Consider the following 19,179-nt stretch of genomic DNA (forward strand, 5'->3'; position numbering starts at 1 on the left):
GCTCGGTTCGTAGCCGAGTACTCTATCCAGCTGAGCTATGAGTCCGCGATTGGCAGTTTTAGACCAGATACCGCTGGTTGACTGAAGCAGCCTTGCAAGCAAAACCACTTCAAAAAGTGGCGGACTCAGCAGGATTCGAACCTGCGACCGCTCGGTTCGTAGCCGAGTACTCTATCCAGCTGAGCTATGAGTCCGTGTCTTGCCGCGCATTATAGGTCGCTGAAACATTTTTGCAAGAACGTTTTCGTTTAAAATCAACTACTTAGCGTTCCTACCCGTTACAGCGCCCTACGCAAATAATGGCGGTGAAGGGGGGATTCGAACCCCCGATACCCTTATGAGGTATACTCCCTTAGCAGGGGAGCGCCTTCGGCCACTCGGCCACCTCACCGCAACACGAGGCGAATATTAAAGAACCTCTTTCACCTTTGCAACCCTTTTTTTGAAAAAAACTTCAAAAAAATTAAAGGCTTGGCTCTTCATCCTTCTCTTTCTTGATCCGCAGGTAGATTTCCTCGCGGTGAACAGCCACTTCCTTCGGCGCGCTAACGCCTATACGTACCTGGTTGCCCTTCACGCCGAGCACCGTCACGGTAATCTCGCCGTCTCCAATGATCAGGCTCTCGGCGCACCGACGAGTCAGAATCAACATAGCTTTCTCCTTACGCAAAACATTCAGGGGTAACAGTCTTGGGGTCAGGGCCGGCCGCGGACGACGACCAGCCCGGCAGCACGCTGCACAGGGCAGGACAGGGCCTGCGCAGCGAGCAGAAACACGAAGGGCGCGGCTGGTGCCGCGCCCTTGCAGTGCAGCGCCTTACTCGCCCTGTCGGGCAGGGGCGTCAAGCTCGAACGCGGTGTGCAGCGCGCGTACGGCCAGCTCCAGGTACTTTTCTTCGATCACGACCGAAACCTTGATCTCGGAGGTGGAGATCATCTGGATGTTGATGCTCTCCTTGGCCAGCGCCTCGAACATGCGGCTGGCAACCCCGGCGTGCGAGCGCATGCCGACGCCAACGATGGAGACCTTGGCGATCTTGGTGTCGCCGATCACTTCGCGGGCACCGATTTCGCGGGCGGTGTTTTCCAGCACGCTCTGCGCCTTCTCGTACTCGTTGCGGTGCACGGTGAAGGTGAAGTCGGTGGTGTTATCGTGGGCAACGTTCTGCACGATCATGTCCACTTCGATGTTCGAAGCACTGATCGGGCCGAGGATCTTGAAGGCCACGCCCGGGGTGTCCGGCACGCCGCGAATGGTCAGCTTGGCTTCATCACGGTTGAAGGCGATACCGGAAATGATCGGCTGTTCCATGGATTCCTCTTCATCAATGGTAATGAGGGTACCCGGACCCTCCTTGAAGCTGTGCAGCACGCGCAGCGGAACGTTGTACTTGCCGGCGAACTCCACCGAACGGATCTGCAGCACCTTGGAACCGAGGCTGGCCATTTCCAGCATCTCTTCGAAGGTGATCTTCTCCAGGCGACGGGCCTGCGGCACTACGCGCGGGTCGGTGGTGTAGACGCCATCCACATCGGTGTAGATCTGGCACTCGTCAGCTTTCAGCGCCGCCGCCAGGGCCACGCCGGTGGTGTCGGAGCCGCCGCGACCGAGGGTGGTGATGCTGCCGTGCTCGTCGACCCCCTGGAAGCCCGCAACCACGACCACGCGGCCTTCCTTGAGGTCGGCACGAATCTTGTGGTCGTCGATTTGCAGGATGCGCGCCTTGTTGTGCGCGCTGTCAGTGAGAATGCGCACCTGGTTGCCGGTGTAGGACACCGCTGGCACACCACGCTTGATCAAGGCCATGGTCAGCAAGGCAATGGTCACCTGCTCACCGGTCGACACGATCACGTCCAGTTCACGCGGAACCGGCTGATCGGTGATCTGCTTGGCCAGGTCGATCAGGCGATTGGTTTCACCGCTCATGGCCGACAGCACGACGACCAGGTCGTCGCCCGCTTCACGGTGTTTCTTGACCTTATCGGCTACCTGCTCGATCCGCTCGATGGAACCGACAGAGGTGCCGCCAAATTTCTGTACGATCAACGCCATTTCAATGGTGCCTCAGCCCATACAGGGCCCCAAAAAACAATCCAACATGAAGGGGTGGCGGAAGTGGCCGGTGACGCTGCTGCCTCCCCCCGGGTGCGGCACCCGGGGGCTTCACACCCGCCACTGAACCGCCTACCCCTTCATCTCAAAGTCCCTGCTCTGCGAATGGCACGGCCAGCGCCAGGGCCTTGTCCAGCGCAGCGACGTCGACGCCACCGCCCTGGGCCATGTCCGGACGGCCACCGCCCTTGCCACCCACCGCCGCAGCGGCTTGCTTCATCAGATCGCCAGCCTTGAGTTGGCTGGAGAGGTCCTTGGTCACGCCGGCCACCAACACGACCTTGCCCTCATGCTCGCTGCCCAGCAGGATCACTGCGTGGCCGAGCTTGTTCTTCAACTGATCGACCAGGGCCAGCAGGGCCTTGCCATCCTGCCCATCCAGGCGGGCGGCGAGGACCTTGGCACCCTTGACCTCAACAGCCGCGTTGGAGAGATCGTCCCCTGCGGCGCTGGCGGCCTTGGCCTGCAGCTGTTCCAGCTGCTTCTCCAGCTGACGGTTGCGCTCAAGCACAGCCGACAACTTGTCGATCAGGTTGTCACGGTTACCCTTGACCAGTTGCGCGGCTTCCTTGACCTGCTCTTCGGCAGCGTTCAGGTAGGCCAGCGCAGCGGCGCCGGTGACTGCTTCGATACGGCGTACGCCAGAGGCCACGCCGCCTTCGCTGATGATCTTGAACAGGCTGATGTCACCGGTACGCTTGGCGTGGATACCGCCACACAGCTCTACCGAGAAATCGCCACCCATGGTCAGCACGCGCACGGTATCGCCGTATTTCTCACCGAACAGCGCCATGGCACCTTTGGCCTTGGCGGTTTCGATGTCGGTCAGTTCGGTCTCGACCGGGGTGTTCTTGCGCACTTCGCGGTTGACGATGTCTTCCAGCTGCTTGAGCTGCTCCGGCTTCACTGCTTCGAAGTGGCTGAAGTCGAAACGCAGGCGCTGGCTGTCGACCAGCGAGCCCTTCTGTTGCACGTGCTCACCCAGCACCTGACGCAACGCTTCGTGCAGCAGGTGGGTAGCCGAGTGGTTCAGCGAGGTGGCGTGCTGAACGTCTGCATCGACCTTGGCCTCCACTGGCGCACCGATCAGCAGCGCACCGCTGGTGACCACACCGTGGTGCAGGAAGGCCCCGCCGGTCTTGGTGGTATCGCGTACGTCGAAGCGTGCAGCACCCGCCTGCAGGTACCCGCTGTCACCCACCTGGCCGCCGGACTCGGCGTAGAACGGCGTGCGGTCGAGCACCACTACGCCCTGCTCGCCCACCCCCAGCTGGTCGACCGATTGGCCGTCCTTGTACAGGGCGATGATCTTGCCCTGGCCTTCGGTTGCGTCGTAACCGAGGAACTCGGTGGCGCTGTCGACCTTGACCAGGCTGTTGTAGTCCATGCCGAAGGCGCTGGCAGAACGTGCGCGCTCACGCTGGGCGTCCATTTCACGCTCGAAGCCGGCTTCGTCGATGGTCAGCTCGCGCTCCCGGGCAATGTCGGCCGTCAGGTCCATCGGGAAACCGTAGGTGTCATACAGCTTGAACACCACATCGCCGGGTACCACGGCGCCTTGCAACTGGGCCAGATCTTGCTCGAGGATGCGCAGGCCCTGCTCCAGGGTCTTGGCGAACTGCTCTTCTTCGGCCTTGAGCACGCGCTCGATGTGCGCTTGCTGGCTGGTCAGCTCGGGGAAGGCTTCGCCCATTTCGGCCACCAGGGCAGCAACGATCTGGTAGAAGAAGCTGCCCTTGGCGCCCAGCTTGTTACCGTGGCGGCAAGCGCGGCGGATGATGCGGCGCAGTACATAGCCACGGCCTTCGTTGGATGGCAGCACGCCGTCGGCAATCAGGAAGCCGCAGGAGCGGATGTGGTCGGCCACCACTTTCAGCGAAGCCTGGCCGTTATTGCTGCAACCGATGGCCTTGGCCGCCGCTGCCAGCAGGTTCTGGAACAGGTCGATCTCGTAGTTGGAGTGCACGTGCTGCAGCACGGCGCTGACACGCTCCAGGCCCATGCCGGTGTCCACCGACGGCGCTGGCAGTGGGTGCAGCACGCCATCGGCAGTGCGGTTGAACTGCATGAAGACGTTGTTCCAGATCTCGATGTAGCGGTCACCGTCTTCTTCCGGCGAACCGGGCGGGCCACCCCAGATGTCCGGGCCGTGGTCGTAGAAGATCTCGGTGCATGGGCCGCACGGGCCAGTATCGCCCATGGTCCAGAAGTTGTCGGATGCGTAGGGGGCGCCCTTGTTGTCACCGATGCGCACCATGCGCTCGGCAGGCACGCCTACTTCCTTGGTCCAGATGTCGTAGGCTTCGTCGTCGGTGGCGTAGACCGTGACCCAGAGCTTTTCCTTGGGCAGGTTCAGCCATTTTTCCGAGGTCAGGAAGGTCCAGGCGAAGGTGATGGCGTCGCGCTTGAAGTAGTCGCCGAAGCTGAAGTTGCCCAGCATTTCGAAGAACGTGTGGTGACGCGCGGTGTAACCGACGTTTTCCAGGTCGTTGTGCTTGCCGCCCGCGCGCACGCACTTCTGGCTGCTGACCGCACGGGTATAGGCACGCTTCTCGGCACCGAGGAAGCAGTCCTTGAACTGGTTCATGCCTGCGTTGGTGAACAGCAGGGTCGGGTCGTTGTTCGGGATCAGCGAACTGGAGGCAACTCGGGTATGGCCCTGCTCTTCGAAGAAGCGAAGGAAGGCTTCACGGATTTCTGCGCTTTTCATAGGTTCTTCCACGGAAACGGCGGCCGTTTGGGCTAATACGTCGAATCGACGAAACGACGGCAAAGGGCGCCATTATAGCCAGCCTGAACAGGAGATACAGTGTGTTTGTACACCAGAACGGCATTGCGCGGATGAAATGCCGTTCATCGACACTGTCAAGGTCGCCTGGCAGCGCTGCACGGCCACGCTGGCGGTACATAAGCAACACCTGGGCACCCAGCCCAAAGGGGATGCTGCGCCTTTCTTCTCGATACCGGAATGCGCCATGCCTGAGCTGAACCTGTCCAAACTGCACTCGGACCCACACCCGCTCCCCCACCCTACGCCATTGATCAATGCCAGCCCCGTCTATTACCTCGACGATCGGCAGGCTGGCAGCCACCACACCGCATTCATCAACAAGGACCACCCCCAGCAGCAGACGGAGGTGAAGTACATCCAGGCTGATGACAATGTGCGTATCACCCTGGAACGCGCCTATGCGCTGGGGCGACGCTACCGTCGCCTGGCGCCCAGCACCGAGCTGCTGGTGTTCAATGTCGCCCCGCGCGCCACAGGTTCGGACGCACGGCAAAAACGCGTGCAGATCGCGACCCACGACTGCTTGCTGGAAGTCACGGTCAACGGCGCCGTATTCATGGTCGCCCAGCATACCGCTGAAGCCATTGCCATTCGCCTGACCGACGGCGGGCATCAGGTGGTCATTACCGGGCAGGTCCGCAAGCCGGTACTGATCGACATGATCGGCAGCGGCAACAGCATCGAGACAGGGGCCGGCATGGTGCACATCGATGCGCACACCGGCACGCACCAGGTAGTCGTCGGTAGCGGCCCTGTCCTGATCGACAAAGGCGATGCGGTGGTCAATGTCACCGGCCACTGCCTGCTTGGCCAGGCCAATTCCAGCACCGTGCTCTACCGCAACACGGCGTACGATGCGCACCTGGCCCAGCCTGTAGCGGCCGAGCATCAGGCGCTAGGCCGCGTCGGCGTGCAAGTGACGGGTGATGAGGCGTTCCGCCAGGCGGTAGAAGATGTGCTGGTGCTGATGCGCAAATTGCCGTGCGGCCAAGCACTGCTGGCAGGCCTGGACAACAAGGCCAGGCATACCGGAAAACCGATCAGGGTGAGCGAAGCGGCCAGGCAACAGTTCACTTGCTACACGCCCAGCGATGACGAGCAGGACGAAGACGAAGGCCACTTCATCATCAACGAAAACCAGAGCAGCTGGGGCTACAGCGGTGGCATGCTGGCCTACAACCCGAATTGGTCGACGGCAACCCAATTGCCGCTGCTGGACCTGTACCGCTGCCTGTGCCAGGGCTGGAACTCCATGACCGGCACCGTGTTCCCAGGCCAGACAGAGGTTCAGGGCACTTACGGCGCCTACCCGGTAGACAACCTGTTACTGCAGAGCATCGGCTTACCCACCGACTGCAAATTCAACTTTGGAGGCGCTACTGCGCTGAACACCAACCCCGCCGCTTTCACTGAGAACGGATTACGCCAGGCACTGCAACTGGAACTGCGCACGCAACTGTAAGCAACCCCTCAGCTCAACCGCTGCCCCGCATCGGGCACGATCAGAAGCCCTGCCCTGAGGCCATTCTTGACCTTGGGGTTGGGGAAGATGATGCGCGTGCCCTCTTCCTCGACCACCCAGCGCATCTCGGCCAGGTCTTCAGCCAGCAGGTAACCTTTGCTCAGTTCGGAAAAATTCTCGATATCCGCCGGCAGGTGCAGGTGAAAGCTGTCGCTGTGCTTGATGATTTCGCGGGAGACACTGAACAGCTGCAGGCCCTCCAGCGAGTCCCCGTCCTCGGGTTCTTCAGCCGCGATGATCCTGATCAGGCGGTCTTCGAGCTTGTCGAGGTTGACTTGCTCGTTCTGGCCGAACGGGCGGGCCTTGCCCAGCTCCAGGGTGAAGGCTTCAGCCTCCAGCTGTTCGTAGGTAAAGGCGCTGAAGGTGATGGAAGGCTTGCTTTGCAGCAACACCGCCTGCATGCCCGCCGCTGCCAGGCGTGCCAGTTGGCGACGGGAGTGCTGGCGCCCCTCTTTATAGGGGTACAAGGCAAACTGCTCGATTTTCGAACCGCGGATGGCAGTATGCAGGTCGTAATGCAGGCGGCTGCGCTCCGGCTTGCTGAAGAACACCCGGGCGAACTGCTCGAGCTCGGCCGCACGCAACGCCTCGAAACCGCTGGACAGCTCATGGCGCCCGTTGAACAGGCGGTTGATGTCCTGTTCGATGAAACGCTCACCCTTGCGCATCGCCACAGGGTTGCCGAACAGGAACAACACCCGCGCCTTGGGCTTGATCGACCCGTCGGCCACGCCATGCAGCAGCCGTTCGAGCAACTCGATCGGCGCTGTCTCGTTACCATGAATACCGGCAGACAACAGCAAGTCCAGGCCGCAATCCTCGCTGTCGGGTGGGCGCACTTCGAGCGCCCCCTCCCCTAGCCAGCGCAAACGCGTGCCCTTGGTGGTCACTTGGGTCTTCTCGGCCGGTTCGTGATCGGTGAGGGTCAGCTCAAGCAATTTACCAAGGGCGAGCATAGGAACTTCCTTAGTGGGTGTGGCCGCAGTCGGGGCCATGGACGTGATCGTCGTCTTCGCCAAGCTCTGCAGGTTCCATTTCCAGCTGCAGGCTGACCAGGTTGGTGGCCATGGGCCGCAGCAGCAGGTTGGCGTACTCGGCGTCGCCTTCCTCGACATCCACACCGATCAGCAACTGGCCGCGGCCATCCTGCTGGATCCACACTTCCTTGCCTTGCCAAACCACGGCAAAACGGGTGCAGGAGGTTTCGAGCTGGGTGCCGTCTTCATCTTCGAGGATCAGGCGCAGGGCGTCGGTCATTACAATTCTCTCTTCAAGGTTGGCGTTGGAACGGGTACACCGAGCCCAACTTCAGAATCTGGGTCAATTCATCCAGTGCGGTACGGCACTCCACCAGCAGTTGCGGGTCGGCCAGGTCCGCCTCGACCAGGCGATCACGGTAGTGCTTGTCGACCCATTGCAGTAGGGTGTCGTACAGCGGGGCGGTCATGATAACGCCTTGGTTGACCGCCGCCAGTTCCGTTTCATTCAAGGCCACGCGCAAACGCAGGCAAGCCGGGCCACCGCCGTTCTGCATGCTCTGCTTGAGGTCGAACACCTTGACCTCCTTCACCGGGCCGCCCTGGCGGGTCAACTGCCCAAGGTACGCCCAGACGCGTTCATTGTTGCGGCACTCTTCCGGCACCACCAGCAGCATGGAGCCGTCGTCACGGCTGAGCAACTGGCTGTTGAACAGGTAGGAACGCACTGCATCCTCTACCGCCACTGCCGAGCGCGGCACGCAGATGGCCTGGAAACGGCCGCCCTTGCTGGCCAGTTTAGCGCGCAACTGGCCCAGTACCGTGTCAGTCTCGAGGAAAGCGTCCTCGTGGTAGAACAGCACCTCGCCATTGCCCACCGCAATCACGTCATTGTGGAACACGCCCTGGTCGATCACCGCCGGGTTCTGTTGAGCGTAGACCACCCCGTCCTCATGCAGGCCATGCAAACGGGCCACGGCCTGGGAGGCCTCCAGGGTCTGCCGGGCGGGGTATTTCTGCGGTGCCGGGTAACGGCTGTCGAATGCACTGCGGCCGTAGACGAAGAACTCCACGCCAGCCTCCCCATAGGCGCGGCAGAAGCGCGTATGGTTGGCAGCGCCCTCGTCACCGAACTGCGCCACGGCAGGCAACGCCGGGTGGTGGGCGAAGCGTTGCTCGTCGTTGAACATCGCGGCCAGCACGCGACTGGTGGTCGGGTGCTCGATGCTGCGGTGGTATTTGCAATTGAGGTTGGCGGCAGTGAAGTGCACGCGGCCATCGGCGGTGTCGGCACTGGGGCTGACCGTGGCAGCGTTGGCCACCCACATGCTCGAAGCCGAACAGGTGGCCACCAGCAACGGCATGGCCTCTTTGGCAGCGCGCTGGATCACGTCGGCATCGCTGCCGCTGAAGCCCAGACGGCGGAGCGCGGCCACATCCGGGCGCTCCTGCGGCGCCAGCACGCCCTGCTTGAAGCCCATGTCGGCCAATGCCTTCATCTTCGCCAGGCCCTGGCGTGCAGCTTCGCGCGGGCTGGAGCCTTGCTGGCTGTTGCTTTGCGAAGCCACGTTACCGTAGGACAGGCCGCCGTAGTTGTGGGTAGGCCCCACCAGGCCATCAAAATTCACTTCATAGGATTTCATCGGCAAGGCTCCGTGACCTGTTGTTATAGGGTGACGCCCGGCGTAAGGGTGGCCGGCAAGGCAAGGCTGGCAGTCTCCAGCGAAGCCACGGGGTAAGCGCAGTAGTCGGCCGCGTAATAGGCACTGGCGCGATGGTTGCCACTGGCACCGACGCCACCGAAGGGTGCACTGCTGGCTGCACCGGTCAGTTGCTTGTTCCAGTTGACGATGCCGGCGCGGCTGCGCAGCCAGAAATGCTGGTAGCGGGCGCGCGAATCGGACAGCAGGCCGGCAGCCAGGCCGTACTGGGTGTTGTTGGCTTCATCGATGGCCGCATCGAAATCGGCATAGCGGACCACTTGCAGCAGCGGCCCGAAGAACTCTTCATCCGGGCGCTGCGCCACGGCGCTGACATCGACGATGCCAGGGGTAAGCAATGCGGCATCGGCTTGCGGCTGCGTCATTTCCAGCAGTTTCACCCCACCCTTGGCGGCCAGTTCGGCCTGGGCAGCCAGCAGCGCCTGCGCGGCCTGCAGCGAAATCACCGAGCCCATGAACGGTGCCGGCTGTTCATCGAACGCCCCCACCGTGATGGTTCTGCACACCTCGACCAGGCGCGCGAGCAGCGCATCGCCCCAGGCACCCTGGGGCACCAGCAGGCGACGTGCGCAGGTGCAGCGCTGGCCGGCGGAAATGAACGCCGACTGAATGATGGTGTAAACCGCAGCGTCGAGGTCCTTGACCTCGTCTACCAGCAATGGGTTGTTGCCACCCATTTCCAGCGCCAGGATCTTGTCCGGGCGCCCGGCAAACTGCTGGTGCAACAGGTTGCCAGTGCGGCTGGAACCGGTAAAGAACACGCCATCGATACCTGGGTCGCCAGCCAGTGCCACACCGGTTTCACGCCCGCCCTGAACCAGGTTCAGCACACCCGCCGGCAGGCCGGCGGCGATCCAGCAGTGCACTGTCAGTTCCGCCACCTTGGGGGTCAGCTCACTCGGTTTGAACACCACGCAGTTGCCCGCCAGCAGCGCCGGAACGATATGCCCGTTCGGCAGGTGGCCAGGGAAGTTGTAAGGGCCGAACACCGCGACCACACCATGGGGCTTGTGCCGCAGCACTGCCGTGGCATCGGCCAGCGGGCCGCTCTTTTCACCGGTGCGCTCGCGGTAACTTTGTATGGAAATGGCCACCTTGTTGACCATGCTGGTCACTTCGGTGGCCGACTCCCACAGCGGCTTGCCGGTTTCCTCGCCAATGCACTGGGCCATGGCTTCGGCATGCGCCTTCAATTGTGCGGCAAACTGCTCCAGCACACCGATGCGCGCGTCGAGGCTCAGTTGCGCCCAGGCTGGGAACGCCTGGCGCGCAGCCTCAACGGCGGCGCCGACCTGGCTGGCGTCGGCGCCCTGCCCCTGCCAGATCACGGCCTGGGTGACCGGGTTCAGCGATTGCAGGGGCTCGCCCTGGCCGGCCTGCCAATTGCCGGCGATGTAGTGCGTGGTCATTTATTGGCCCTCCCGGCTCGCCGACATGGGCACAGCGCGCACATTGTCGCCAGCGCCCATGCGCAGGCGTTTGGCGGTCAGCGGGTCGACCACCAGGGTTCCGGCGGCCAAGCGCGCAGGTGCAGCGGTGATACGGCAGTCGTCGCGCTTGCGGTTGTGGATGATGTAGGGGGTGGCGTCATCGCCCGGCGTGCCGACCGCCAGCACCAGCGTCTGGCTGTCGCGCACGGCGCGGATCCTGGCGGTGTCACACTCGATGGCCGGGCCGGCGTCGAAAATGTCGACGTAGCCCTGGTAAGTGAAACCTTCCTGCTTGAGCATGGCCAGTGCCGGCTCGGTGTCCTTGTGCACACGGCCGATCACGTTGCGCGCCGCGTCGGACAGGAAGCAGGTGTACAGTGGGAACTTCGGCATCAGCTCGGCGATGAACGACTTGTTGCCCACGCCGGTCAGGTAGTCCGCCTGGCTGAACTCCATCTTGAAGAAGTGCCGGCCCAGGCTTTCCCAGAACGGCGAACGCCCCTGCTCATCCGACATGCCGCGCATTTCGGCGATGATCTTCTTGCCGAACAACTCGGGGAACTCGGCAATGAACAGCATGCGCGCCCGCGACAGCAAGCGGCCGTTGAGCCCGGCGCGGTAGTCGCTGCGCAGGAACAGCGAGCACAGCTCGGAGTTGCCGGTCAGGTCGTTGGCCAGAAACAGCGTGGGGATTTCGCGGTAGATCTTCAGCTCCTGCGAGGCACTGACGGTCAGGCCGACCCGGTAGTTGTACCAAGGCTCGCGCAAGCCTACGGCACCGGCGATGGCACTGATGCCTACCACCAGGCCTTCGTCGTTTTCCAGCACGAACAGGTAGTCGGTGTCGCCGCGCTCGGCCTCGCCCCGAAAGCTCTTTTCCGCCCAACCTACGCGATGCTCCAGGCGCTCTTCGTTGGCCGGCAGCGTGGTCAGCCCGGTGGTGCCGGTGCTGCGTGCCAATTCGATCAACGCAGGCAAATCGCTGCTGCGTACAGGACGAACGATCATGCTATCTCCTTGTGCGGCGGCATGGGCCGGCGCGAAACTCTGCTAACGCATCAATCCCGAAACGCCTGTTGCCAGGCTTCAGGCCGCCACAAGGCGCACGCTGGCGCCCTCGCCCACGCCCAGCGCCTCGGCTGCTGCAACGTTCAGGCTGACCGGCTTGCCGGGCACCCAATCCAGCTCCAGCAGCACTGCCCGGTAGTCCTGCAACAGGCCGTTGCACACCAGGTACGGGCGCCCGCCCTTGGTTGGCGCGTCGTCGATTTTCACTGGGGCCACCCGGCTCTGGGCGATCGAGCGGATGCCCGAGGTACGCGCATGCAGGGTAGGGCCGCCGTCGAAGATGTCGATGTAGTGCTCGGTCTCGAAGCCCTCACGCATGAGGATGTCGAAGGTGATCTGCGCCCGCGGGTGCACCTGACCCATGGCTTCCTGCGCCAGGTCTGGCAGCAGCGGCACGTAGATCGGGTAGTGCGGCATGAGTTCGGCGAGAAAGGTGCGGCTCTTCAGGCCGCACAGGCGCTCGGCATCGGCATAGTTGAGGTCGAAGAAATTGCGCCCAATGGCGTCCCAGAACGGCGATTCGCCCTTTTCGTCGCTGTAACCGACGATCTCGGTCACCACCGAGTCAGCGAAGCGTTCCGGGTGCGCAGCCATGAACAGCAGGCGGCCGCGGGAATTGAGTTCGGCCCAGCCGCTGTTCACCAGCTCTGGCAACACGTAGAAACTGGTCAGCAGGCTGTTGCCGGTCAGGTCATGGCACAGCGAGAGCACGTGGATCTTGTTGTGGATCTTCAGCTCGCGCGAGGCGTGCACGAAGGTCTCGTTGCGAAAACTGTAGAACGGCTCGGAGTAGCCAGCCGAGGCCACGATGGCCGAGCAGCCGGCGAGCTTGCCGGTTTCGCTGTCTTCGAGCACGAAGAAGTAGCTTTCCTCGCCATTGAAGCTGACCTCCGCGGCGAAGGACGTCTCGGAGGCGGCAATCTTGTCGCCCAGGCGAGCAGAGTCGTCCGGCAGCGAGGTGACACCAATGGGGCTGTCGGCAGCCATGCGCTGCACTTCGTTCAGATCAGCCATTTGCGCGGGGCGCATCACCAGCATGGTGTCACTCCTTTGGAATACGGGCCGCTCATGGCGGCACGGAAAAACGGCAGGCGCATGGGCACCTGCTGTGGAATCGCAAATCGCCGGCCTGGTACAACCTTGGCTGCGGCCGGCGAAGGGACCGCAGGCGGATCAGCCTTGGGTCAGCGTGGCAACGGCGCGCTCGAAGCGGTCCAGGCCTGCATCGATATCGGCGTCTTCAACCACCAGGCTTGGCGCGAAGCGGACCACGTCCGGACCGGCCTGCAGCACCATCACGCCTTCTTTCTCGGCGGCATTGAGTACGTCCTTGGCCTTGCCTTGCCAGGCCTCGGCCAAGACGCAACCCAGCAGCAGGCCAACACCACGCACCTGGCTGAACAGGCTGTACTTCTGCCCGATCTGCTCCAGGCGGGCCTTGAACCGCGCGTGCTTGGCATTGATGCCGGCCAGGGTTTCCGGGGTGTTGACCACGTCCAGCACCGCGCAGGCAACCGCGCAGCCCAGCGGGTTGCCGCCGTAGGTGGTGCCGTGGGTGCCCACAGCCAGGTGCTTGGCCAGCTCGGTGGTGGTCAGCATGGCGCCGATCGGGAAGCCACCGCCCAAGCTCTTGGCGCTGGTGAGGATATCCGGGGTCACGCCGTAGTGCTGGTAGGCATACAGCGAGCCGGTACGGCCCACACCCGTCTGCACTTCGTCGAAGATCAGCAGGGCATTGTGCTCGTCACACAGCTTGCGAGCGCCTTCCAGGTAAGCCTTGTCGGCCGGCACCACGCCGCTCTCACCCTGGATCGGCTCGATCACCACGGCGCACGTCTTGTCGGAAATCTGTGCCTTCAACGCTTCCAGGTCGTTGTACGGCACGTGGCTGATGCCGGTGATCTTCGGGCCGAAGCCATCGGAGTACTTCGGCTGGCCGCCGACGCTGACGGTAAACAGGGTACGACCGTGGAAACTGTTCACGGTGGCGATGATTTCGTGCTTTTCAGGGCCGAAGCGGTCATGGGCAACCCGGCGGGCCAGCTTGAAGGCAGCCTCGTTGGCCTCGGCGCCGGAGTTGCAGAAGAACGCACGGTCGGCAAAGGTGGCGCTTACCAGCTTGTGGGCCAGGCGCAGGGCCGGTTCGTTGGTGAATACGTTGGAAACGTGCCAGAGGGTGTTGGCCTGCTCGGTCAGGGCCTTGACCAGCGCCGGGTGGCAGTGGCCCAGGGCGTTTACCGCGATGCCGCCGGCAAAGTCGATCAACTCGCGACCGGACTGGTCCCAGACACGGGAACCCTCGCCTCGCACAGGAATGAAGGCCGCCGGAGAATAGTTGGGGACCATGACCTGGTCGAAATCGGCACGTTGCACCGGGGCTTGCTCAACGGACATCTGAGTCTCCTGGAGAGGAACGCTGGCCTGGAAGTGGCGAGCGATGGGGGGATTGTAAGGACTGATCTGCGCCTGTCCTTGCGGCCAAGCGACAACTTGTTACAGCGCAAAACCCAGTTTTAGCAAGGTTTTCGGCAATGCGACAAACACTGTCGCAATCGCGCAGTGTACGGGAGAGAGGGGGCTGGGTGAACGGGTGTTCACCTGGAGATGAAGGAGTAGAAGGTGCAAGCCGATATTTTTATGCCGTAGCGGGTGTGAGGCGTTGGTATCGCGCCGTGGCGGGTGCATGACGTTGTTCTAGTAGCGCGGCGCACGATATCCGCCCTACCATCACCCTCAAGGCATACACCCCGGCCCCAACCGAGCTATCAACCCTTTTCAGCCGGCGCCGAACTCAACTCGAACGGGCTGCTGCTACGCCGCTGGTTACGGTCTTCCCGCGGCGTAGCACCAAAGAAATTGCGGTACGCACTGGAAAAATGCGGCCCCGACGAGAAACCACAGGAAAGCCCGATCTGGATGATCGATTTGCTGGTCTGCATCAGCATCTGCCGCGCCTTGTTCAGCCGCAGCTCCAGGTAGTACTGGCTCGGCACGCGGTTCAGGTACTGCTTGAAAATGCGCTCCAACTGCCGGCGCGAGACGCATACGTGCTGGGCAATTTCGTCGGTGGTCAGCGGTTCTTCGATATTGGCTTCCATCAGCAACACCGCCTGGGTCAGCTTGGGGTGGCTGGAGCCGAGACGATTCTGCAGCGGAATACGTTGGCGCTCGCCCCCCTCGCGGATACGCTCGACCACCAGTTCCTCCGACACCGCACCGGCAAGCTCGGCGCCGTGATCGCGGGCCAGCACCGCCAGCAGCAGGTCGGTAACGGCCATGCCGCCGCACGCCGTGAGGCGGTCACGATCCCAGTCAAACAGGTGGCTGGTGGCGATGACCCTGGGGAAGCGCTCGGCAAAATCATCCTGCCAACGCCAGTGCACGGCAGCCCGGTAACCATCGAGCAAACCCAGCATCGCCAGCGGGTACACACCGGCTGCAAGCCCCCCGATCATGCAGCCGCTGCGCGCCAGTTGCTTGAGCGCGGCCGACAACGCAGCCCCTACCGCCACGGGTGGCTCGTCTGCCAGCAGGAACAGCTTGTGACAACCTTCCAGGCCACCGTTCCAGGGCTCGCCTGGCAGGCGCCAGGCACCTTCCGGCGCAGGCTCAGCCTGCAGGAACGACAGTTCGTAGACCACGTCCGGATGCACCCGCTGCGCCACCTGCAACACTTCCTCGGCCAGCGCCAGGGTCAAGGGCCTGGTGCTGGGCCAGATGAGAAAACCGATTCGCTGGGTGGTCATAAGGTACGGTCCGAAACCTGAGGTCGTTCGAGTCTGTGCGCCGGGTCAGGCCGCGCTCGCCGCGCAGCATGCCCTATTCTGGTGCAAAAATGCAGCTTTTACTTCAGGCTGCCGGAGAGGAACTGCTTCAGGCGTTCCGACTGCGGGTTGGCCAGCACTTCACGCGGGCAGCCGGTCTCTTCCACCAGCCCCTTGTGCAAGAACACCAACTGGTTGGACACCTCGCGGGCAAAGCCCATTTCGTGGGTGACCACGACCATGGTCCGGCCTTCCTGGGCCAGCGCCTGCATTACCTTCAGCACATCGCCGACCAACTCGGGGTCGAGTGCCGAAGTCGGCTCGTCGAACAGCATAACCTCCGGCTCCACCGCCAGGGCGCGGGCAATTGCCACACGTTGTTGCTCCCCGCCAGACATGTGCCCCGGGAAGGCGTCCTTGCGGTGGGCGACACCCACCTTGGCCAGGTAGTGCTCGGCCTTTTCCAGGGCTTCCTTGCGGTTCACGCCCAACACATGCACCGGCGCCTCGATGATGTTCTCCAGCGCGGTCATGTGCGACCACAGGTTGAAATGCTGAAACACCATCGACAGCCGCGAGCGCATGCGCTGCAACTGACGCGGGTCTGCGGCCTTCAGCGCGCCGTCCTTGCCAGCGACCAGCCTGAGTTCTTCGTTGTTGAGCAGGATCTTGCCGGCGTGCGGCTGCTCCAGCAGGTTGATGCAACGCAGGAAGGTCGACTTGCCCGAACCGCTGGAGCCGATGATGCTGATGACGTCGCCGGCCTTGGCCGCCAGCGACACGCCCTTGAGTACTTCATGGCTGCCGTAGCGCTTGTGCAGGTCTTGGACTTCGAGTTTGTACATGCTGTCGATTCTCACAAAGCGGTCAGTGCTTGCGTGGCGCCAGGTAGCCGAGCCAGCGGCGTTCGGCCATCTTGAACAGGCGCACCAGGATGAAGGTCAGGCACAGGTAGAACACGCCCGCCGTGATATAGGCCTCGAAAGGCAGGTAGTACTGCGCATTGACCGTGCGTGCGGCGCCGGTTATGTCGATCAGGGTGACGATCGACGCCAGGCTGGTGGTCTGCAGCATCATGATCACTTCGTTGCTGTACTGCGGCAGCGCCCGGCGCAGGGCCGAAGGCAGCAGGATGCGGCGGTACATCTTCATGCGTGACATGCCCATGGCCTTGGCCGCCTCGATCTCGCCATGCGGCGTGGCCTTGAGGCTGCCGGCGATGATTTCTGCGGTGTAGGCACTGGTGTTGATGCCAAACGCCAGGCACGCACAGAAAGTGGCGCTGGACAACAGCGGCCAGAAGGCACTGTCGCGTACCGCTTCGAACTGGGCCAGGCCGTAGTAGATCAGAAACAGCTGCACCAGCATCGGCGTCCCGCGGATCACATAGGTATAGAGCCAGGCGGTGAAGTTGACCACCGGCTGCCGCGACACCCGCATCAAGCCCAACGGAATAGCCCCCAGCAAGCCGAAGAACAACGAAATGGCCAGCAGCTTGAGGGTGGTCAGCAGGCCGCCGAAGTACATCGGCAACGCCTCCCAGATGACGTTGTAGTCGAAGATCATAGTTCAGCCACCTTGACGCCCACCGAGTAGCGGCGCTCCAGAAACTTCAGGGCCAGCAGCGAGACACTGGTCAGCACCAGGTACAACGCGGCCACCGCCAGGAAGAAGGTGAACGGCTCGCGCGTGGCGTCGGCCGCCTGTTTGGCCTTGAACATCATGTCCTGCAGGCCGACCACCGAAATCAGCGCGGTGGCTTTGGTCAGCACCAGCCAGTTGTTGGTGAAACCAGGAATCGCCAGGCGGATCATTTGCGGTACCTGGATACGGAAGAACACCTGGCGCGCGCTCATGCCATAGGCGAACCCCGCCTCGGCCTGCCCCTTGGGAATGCCGAGGAAGGCGCCGCGGAAGGTTTCCGACAGGTAGGCACCGAAGATGAAGCCCAGGGTACCGATGCCCGCGATCAGCGGGTTGAGGTCGATGTAGTCTTCGTAGCCGAGCAGCGGCGCCACCCGGTTGATGATGTCTTGACCGCCGTAGAAGATCAGCAGGATCAGGACCAGGTCCGGAATGCCACGGATGACCGTGGAATACAGATCGCCAAGCCAGGCCAGCCAGCGCACCGGCGACAAGCGCAGCGCCACACCGATCAGGCCGAGCACGATGGCCAGGGCCATCGACGACAGGGCAAGCTGCAGCGTCAGCCACGCCCCGTCGAGGATGACTGCCCCGTAGCCTTTCAACATGATGAGGTCCTCGACCTAGAGAATGAAAAATGGTGCAAACCTCAGAGCCTCTGCTGTTTGCACCATTGCACAGGTAAACCCGACGTCTTAGTTCGAGTCTGGACCGTAGATGTCGAAGTTGAAGTACTTCTTCTCGATTTCCTGGTACTTGCCGTTGGCGCGGATGGCATCGATGGCCTTGTTGATGCGCTCGCGGTTGGCGTCGTCGCCCTTGCGTACGGCAATGCCGATACCGTCACCGAAGTACTTCGCGTCGGTGAAGGCCGGGCCTACGAAGGCAAAGCCCTTGCCGGCGTCGGTTTTCAGGAAACCGTCTTCCAGCAGGGTGGCGTCAGCCACGGTGCCATCGAGGCGACCGGCTGCCACGTCCAGGTAGATTTCGTTCTGGGTGCCGTAAGGCACGACGGTGACACCTTTGGCGCCCAGCACTGCATTGGCGAAGCGGTCGTGGATCGAGCCGCGCTGTACGCCGATCTTCTTGCCCTTGAGTTCGTCCAGGCTGTCGCTGACGGTGGTGCCTTCCTTCATGACCAGGCGCGCCGGCGTCAGGTAGTAGCGCTTGGTGAAGTCGACCGACTTCTTGCGGTCTTCGGTGATCGACATCGACGACAGGATGGCGTCGATCTTGCGCACCTTCAGCGCCGGAATCAGGCCATCGAATTCTTGCTCGACCCAGGTGCACTTGGCCTTCATCTCTTCGCACAAGGCGTTGCCGATGTCGTAGTCGAAGCCAGCGATGCTGCCGTCGGGCTGTTTGAAGGCGAAAGGTGGGTAGGCGGCCTCGATGCCGATTTTCAACGGCTTTTCATCGGCCTGCGACACCAGGGAAAACACGGACAACGCCAGGGCGCCAAGCAGTGCAAGCTTCTTCATCAGGTAACTCCATCGGTACGGGGCAATACAAGGCAGATCACGGCTGCCCGATATGCGAATGAGTACAACGCGAGCCGCGCAGGGTTCGACCAAGGCCGCATACCACGAGCGAGTGTGTGGCATTCTAACGACAGCCCGGTAGTCGATATTTCTTCAAAGCGACAACTACTTATAGAAGCGCCTGAAACCGCCGCGGGCGATGTTGACAGCCATTGCAAAATATGCAAAAGCGCAAGAAATAGAACCTATAGAACTAGCAATTCCTGGGCCTATTATTGGCAAAGCCTCGAATTACGGCAAGTGGGGCGAGCGGCACGGCTGCAAATGCCATGAAGCTGCACTGGAATGGGCCGGTTTTGTTTCCCCGCGCCCCGCCATTGTGCGGCACCGGTGACACAACGGTTACCGATGATTGTCGGGTAACAGTAAAGCAAAAACCCCGCCGGTTGCCCGGGCAGGGTTCCTGTAGGAGCAACTGTCTTTCCCAAAATTTGAAAAGCCTGCGCGATTCATTGTGGGAGCGGGCTTGCCCGCGAAGCAGGCGACGCGGTGTCTGGCACCGGCTGCGCCGGTGTTCGCGGGCACGCCCGCTCCCACAAGTGGAACGGTGAATGACAGCTTCTGATCCCCTGCTCTAGACACCAGCGGCCTTGCGTGGCGATGCGCTC

At 62.4% G+C, this 19,179-nt stretch carries 16 protein-coding genes and 2 tRNA genes; 1 reads left to right on the forward strand and 17 read right to left on the reverse strand.

What is annotated here, in order from left to right:
• Window positions 1-117: 117 nt before the first annotated feature.
• The 5 genes from GYA94_RS15025 to alaS all read right to left on the reverse strand — a co-directional run bounded on the left by GYA94_RS15025 (window position 118) and on the right by alaS (window position 4,823).
• Window positions 118-194 (reverse strand) — tRNA-Arg (locus tag GYA94_RS15025).
• A gap of 106 nt (window positions 195-300) precedes the next feature.
• Window positions 301-391: transfer RNA gene (locus tag GYA94_RS15030), tRNA-Ser, on the reverse strand.
• A gap of 72 nt (window positions 392-463) precedes the next feature.
• Window positions 464-652, reverse strand: coding sequence for a carbon storage regulator CsrA (gene csrA / locus GYA94_RS15035; RefSeq protein ID WP_003254503.1), 189 nt, complete (start codon window positions 650-652; stop codon window positions 464-466).
• Window positions 653-817: 165 nt separating this feature from the next.
• Window positions 818-2,053 (reverse strand): aspartate kinase, encoded by a 1,236-nt coding sequence (locus GYA94_RS15040; RefSeq protein ID WP_009681473.1) that lies wholly within the window; start codon window positions 2,051-2,053, stop codon window positions 818-820.
• A 145-nt stretch (window positions 2,054-2,198) separates the two neighbouring features.
• Window positions 2,199-4,823 (reverse strand): alanine--tRNA ligase, encoded by a 2,625-nt coding sequence (alaS, locus tag GYA94_RS15045; protein WP_110678698.1) that lies wholly within the window; start codon window positions 4,821-4,823, stop codon window positions 2,199-2,201.
• A 136-nt stretch (window positions 4,824-4,959) separates the two neighbouring features.
• Between alaS and GYA94_RS15050 the strand changes: the two genes are divergently transcribed.
• A complete protein-coding gene (locus GYA94_RS15050; protein WP_232108594.1) occupies window positions 4,960-6,366 on the forward strand; it encodes a M91 family zinc metallopeptidase in 1,407 nt (468 codons plus the stop codon).
• Window positions 6,367-6,374: 8 nt separating this feature from the next.
• On the opposite strand, the gene astE is transcribed toward GYA94_RS15050, so the two are convergent.
• The 12 genes from astE to GYA94_RS15110 all read right to left on the reverse strand — a co-directional run bounded on the left by astE (window position 6,375) and on the right by GYA94_RS15110 (window position 18,511).
• Window positions 6,375-7,382 carry a succinylglutamate desuccinylase gene (gene astE / locus GYA94_RS15055; protein WP_110678696.1) on the reverse strand — a complete coding sequence of 336 codons (1,008 nt, stop codon included), beginning with the start codon at window positions 7,380-7,382 and terminating at the stop codon, window positions 6,375-6,377.
• Window positions 7,383-7,392: 10 nt separating this feature from the next.
• Window positions 7,393-7,683, reverse strand: a complete 291-nt coding sequence (locus tag GYA94_RS15060) for a hypothetical protein (RefSeq protein WP_009681477.1) — start codon at window positions 7,681-7,683, stop codon at window positions 7,393-7,395.
• A 13-nt stretch (window positions 7,684-7,696) separates the two neighbouring features.
• Window positions 7,697-9,046, reverse strand: coding sequence for an N-succinylarginine dihydrolase (gene astB / locus GYA94_RS15065; protein ID WP_009681478.1), 1,350 nt, complete (start codon window positions 9,044-9,046; stop codon window positions 7,697-7,699).
• Window positions 9,047-9,069: 23 nt separating this feature from the next.
• On the reverse strand, window positions 9,070-10,533 hold the full coding sequence (gene astD, locus GYA94_RS15070; protein WP_054912725.1) for a succinylglutamate-semialdehyde dehydrogenase: 1,464 nt from the start codon (window positions 10,531-10,533) through the stop codon (window positions 9,070-9,072).
• A complete protein-coding gene (gene astA / locus GYA94_RS15075; protein WP_054912724.1) occupies window positions 10,534-11,562 on the reverse strand; it encodes an arginine N-succinyltransferase in 1,029 nt (342 codons plus the stop codon). It abuts the gene before it with no gap.
• Window positions 11,563-11,640: 78 nt separating this feature from the next.
• The gene (gene aruF, locus GYA94_RS15080) at window positions 11,641-12,660 is read right to left on the reverse strand and encodes an arginine/ornithine succinyltransferase subunit alpha (RefSeq protein ID WP_161892609.1); all 1,020 of its coding nucleotides are present in this window, start codon (window positions 12,658-12,660) and stop codon (window positions 11,641-11,643) included.
• Between the two features lie 135 nt (window positions 12,661-12,795).
• Complete coding sequence (locus GYA94_RS15085; protein ID WP_161892610.1) at window positions 12,796-14,016, reverse strand: aspartate aminotransferase family protein; 1,221 nt, start codon at window positions 14,014-14,016, stop codon at window positions 12,796-12,798.
• A 371-nt stretch (window positions 14,017-14,387) separates the two neighbouring features.
• The gene (gene argR, locus GYA94_RS15090) at window positions 14,388-15,368 is read right to left on the reverse strand and encodes a transcriptional regulator ArgR (RefSeq protein ID WP_009681484.1); all 981 of its coding nucleotides are present in this window, start codon (window positions 15,366-15,368) and stop codon (window positions 14,388-14,390) included.
• Window positions 15,369-15,466: 98 nt separating this feature from the next.
• Window positions 15,467-16,231, reverse strand: a complete 765-nt coding sequence (locus tag GYA94_RS15095) for an ABC transporter ATP-binding protein (RefSeq protein ID WP_009681485.1) — start codon at window positions 16,229-16,231, stop codon at window positions 15,467-15,469.
• 22 nt (window positions 16,232-16,253) lie between these two features.
• Window positions 16,254-16,952: an ABC transporter permease gene (locus GYA94_RS15100; RefSeq protein ID WP_161892611.1), complete on the reverse strand. Its 699-nt coding sequence runs from the start codon at window positions 16,950-16,952 to the stop codon at window positions 16,254-16,256.
• Window positions 16,949-17,638: an ABC transporter permease gene (locus GYA94_RS15105; protein ID WP_054881940.1), complete on the reverse strand. Its 690-nt coding sequence runs from the start codon at window positions 17,636-17,638 to the stop codon at window positions 16,949-16,951. The genes GYA94_RS15100 and GYA94_RS15105 overlap by 4 nt, the downstream gene beginning before the upstream one ends.
• An 87-nt stretch (window positions 17,639-17,725) precedes the next feature.
• Entirely contained in the window at window positions 17,726-18,511 is a 786-nt protein-coding gene (locus tag GYA94_RS15110) for an ABC transporter substrate-binding protein (protein WP_110678686.1), read from the reverse strand.
• Window positions 18,512-19,179 lie beyond the last annotated feature (668 nt).

The organism is Pseudomonas juntendi, assembly GCF_009932375.1.
GTDB lineage: Bacteria > Pseudomonadota > Gammaproteobacteria > Pseudomonadales > Pseudomonadaceae > Aquipseudomonas > Aquipseudomonas juntendi.

Bases quoted from the DNA above. Each gene is read 5' to 3' on its own strand.
- aruF (WP_161892609.1), bottom strand. From the start codon at position 12,660: ATGCTGGTGATGCGCCCCGCGCAAATGGCTGATCTGAACGAAGTGCAG.
- astB (WP_009681478.1), bottom strand. From the start codon at position 9,046: ATGAAATCCTATGAAGTGAATTTTGATGGCCTGGTGGGGCCTACCCAC.
- astE (WP_110678696.1), bottom strand. From the start codon at position 7,382: ATGCTCGCCCTTGGTAAATTGCTTGAGCTGACCCTCACCGATCACGAA.
- GYA94_RS15110 (WP_110678686.1), bottom strand. From the start codon at position 18,511: ATGAAGAAGCTTGCACTGCTTGGCGCCCTGGCGTTGTCCGTGTTTTCC.
- alaS (WP_110678698.1), bottom strand. From the start codon at position 4,823: ATGAAAAGCGCAGAAATCCGTGAAGCCTTCCTTCGCTTCTTCGAAGAG.
- GYA94_RS15040 (WP_009681473.1), bottom strand. From the start codon at position 2,053: ATGGCGTTGATCGTACAGAAATTTGGCGGCACCTCTGTCGGTTCCATC.
- GYA94_RS15050 (WP_232108594.1), top strand. From the start codon at position 4,960: ATGCCGTTCATCGACACTGTCAAGGTCGCCTGGCAGCGCTGCACGGCC.
- GYA94_RS15100 (WP_161892611.1), bottom strand. From the start codon at position 16,952: ATGATCTTCGACTACAACGTCATCTGGGAGGCGTTGCCGATGTACTTC.
- GYA94_RS15060 (WP_009681477.1), bottom strand. From the start codon at position 7,683: ATGACCGACGCCCTGCGCCTGATCCTCGAAGATGAAGACGGCACCCAG.
- GYA94_RS15105 (WP_054881940.1), bottom strand. From the start codon at position 17,638: ATGTTGAAAGGCTACGGGGCAGTCATCCTCGACGGGGCGTGGCTGACG.
- csrA (WP_003254503.1), bottom strand. From the start codon at position 652: ATGTTGATTCTGACTCGTCGGTGCGCCGAGAGCCTGATCATTGGAGAC.
- astA (WP_054912724.1), bottom strand. From the start codon at position 11,562: ATGATCGTTCGTCCTGTACGCAGCAGCGATTTGCCTGCGTTGATCGAA.
- argR (WP_009681484.1), bottom strand. From the start codon at position 15,368: ATGACCACCCAGCGAATCGGTTTTCTCATCTGGCCCAGCACCAGGCCC.
- GYA94_RS15085 (WP_161892610.1), bottom strand. From the start codon at position 14,016: ATGTCCGTTGAGCAAGCCCCGGTGCAACGTGCCGATTTCGACCAGGTC.
- astD (WP_054912725.1), bottom strand. From the start codon at position 10,533: ATGACCACGCACTACATCGCCGGCAATTGGCAGGCCGGCCAGGGCGAG.
- GYA94_RS15095 (WP_009681485.1), bottom strand. From the start codon at position 16,231: ATGTACAAACTCGAAGTCCAAGACCTGCACAAGCGCTACGGCAGCCAT.